Annotated in this window: 1 protein-coding gene; it reads left to right on the top strand. The window is 69.9% G+C overall.

Annotation, left to right across the window (positions count from 1 at the left end):
* A partial coding sequence (locus ACWIF2_RS25970; RefSeq protein WP_454363079.1) for a golvesin C-terminal-like domain-containing protein occupies positions 1 to 2,346 on the top strand: 2,346 nt, incomplete at its 5' end.
* Positions 2,347 to 2,475: the final 129 nt, after the last annotated feature.

The following is a 2,475-nucleotide window of genomic DNA, read 5'->3' as shown; positions in this document are numbered from 1 at the left end:
ACCCCCGAGGACCACTGGCTGATCGACTGGACCAAGGCCGACTGCGGCTACGGCATCGGCCAGCAGACCGACGGCATGAAGACGGGCGACGTCGACGAGCTCCCGGCCGCCCAGCAGAAGGCCATCGCGCTCGACTACACCTCCAACATCGCGGTCGCCGCGCAGACGCTCGAGAAGAAGTGGAACGAGCTCCACGACACCGCCGTCTCGCCCGGTGGCATCAAGCTCAACACCGATGACCCCGCGGGCCTGGAGAACTGGTTCGCCGCCCTGTGGGACTACAACTCCGGTCTCAACTACTACGTCCCGGCGAACCCGTCCGCGCCCTGGGGCCTCGGCTGGCTGAACAACCCGTCCAACCCGCTCTACCCGCCCGACCGGCACGCCTTCCTGGACCAGAACACCTACGCCGACGCCGGACACCCGCAGGACTGGCCCTACGAGGAGAAGGTGCTCGGCTGGGGTGCCTGGCCCATCGACACCGGACGCGCCTACGCCGACAGCGGCATCGCGAACAACAGCAACACCGCCGGTTACTCACCGGCCTGGTGGGACAACGACAACGACCGCTCCTCCGTCAAGCCGGGGCTCGACACCTTCTGCACCACGGACAACGACTGCGACCCGGCCGCCCCGCCGCGCTGCGAGGTCGACCACCTCGGCGCGAGCTGCGACCCGCCGCACTGGTACCACGCCCCCCAGACCACCTGGAAGGTCGCCTGCGGCAGCAGCTGCGGCCATGAGTACCTGACCTATCAGACCCTCAAGACCGAACTGGGCAACGGCAACAACGGCTCGGGCCACATGTGCGACAACGCGGTGCCGTCCGGTGCCGTCGTCGTCGACGACGTACCGGCCTCCGTGCCCGCCATGACCGACGGATGCGCCAAATCCGGCTGGAGCAACGGGGGCACGTTCACCTTCAGCCCCTTCCAGGCCGACGCGCAGAACCACTACGAGGCCAAGGGCGATCTGCACCAGATCGGGGGCGGGTTCGGCGACCACTTCTGGTACGCCCACACCCGTAACCTGGACACCGGTGCGGACAACCAGTACGGCTACGACCTCTCGCGGACCCCCGACGTCAACGGGCCCATGGCGATCACGGGCACCTGGAAGCCGAGCTCGCAACTGACCGGCTGGACCCGCGTCCTGGTCCATCTGCCCGACACCGGATCCCAGACACAGGACGCCGTCTACACCGTGCACCCGGGCGCCGGGGCGGCCCAGAACCGCATCCTGAACGTGCACACCCAGACCAACTCCTGGGTCAGCCTGGGCGTGTTCGACTTCTCCCCGTCGTCCAGCGCCTACCAGGGGGTCTCCCTCAGCAACTTCGCCCCCGACGGCACGGCCGACGAGGACGTCGCCTTTGACAGCGTCGCCTTCCAGCCCCTCCCGTCCAAGCCCAAGGACATCGTGGTCCAGATGGGCGACTCCTACTCCTCGGGCACCGGCGCGGGCTCGTACGACTACGGCACGGCCACCGGCCCCTACGCCTCCATCGCCACCCAGTCCTCTCCCGGCCACAACTGGAACGCCTGTCTGCGCAGCGCCGGCTCCTGGGCACGCAAGGCCGATCTGCCCGGCACGAGCACATCCATCGGGTCGCGTGCCGACGCCCTCGACAAGACGCTCGACTACCACTCCGTGGCCTGCAGCGGTGCCTTCTCCTACGACGTCGACACCGCACTCGACACGAACGGCAACGGCGGCCCGGGAACGCTCGGCCAGTACGGCGAGGTGTCCCAGCTGGACTCGGGCTTCCTCAACGCCGACACCACGCTCGTCGCGCTCACCATCGGCGGCAACGACGCCAACTTCGGCGGCACCGTGGGCGCCTGCGGAGACCTCACCCAGGGATGTCCCTCCGACGCGACGGTGCAGCAGAACCTCACCTACGCCACCGGGAAGATCCCCCCGCTGCTGCAGGACATCCACGCCAAGGCCCCCAACGCCAAGATCATCCTGCTCGGGTATCCGGAGCTGTTCGACACCGGCAGCCTCACCTGTGTCAGCGTCATGACGGCGGGCGCGCAGGCGCAGCTGAACGCGTGGGCGGACGACATGAGGGACAAGGAGCAGGCGGCGGCGGACCAGGCGAAGGCCGCCGGCGTTCCGGTGACGTTCCACTCGCCCGACAGCGAGTTCTCCGGTTACCGCATGTGTGACTCCCCGTCCGGCATCAACGACCTGGTGGCCGGCCCCGCCGCCGACAACCCCGCCGACTTCTCCTGCCCCGGCAACCCCATCTGCCCCGGGATGGAGAGCTACCATCCCACCTCCACCGGCACCACCCGCTACGCCCTGGCCTTCCAGAACGCCATGACGGAAGCGAAGTACTGACCCCCCGGGGGTGGGGGGGGGCCCGGGGCGGCGGCCCCCCCCCCCCCCCCCCCCCCCCCCCCCCCCACCGCCGGGGGGCACCCCCCACCCACCCCCCGGCCGCCCCCCCCCCCCCCCGGCCCCGGGACA

The organism is Streptomyces sp. NPDC055506 (assembly GCF_053643595.1).
Note: the sequence above shows the minus strand (reverse complement) of the source record. Positions and strands in the feature narration are given on the sequence as shown.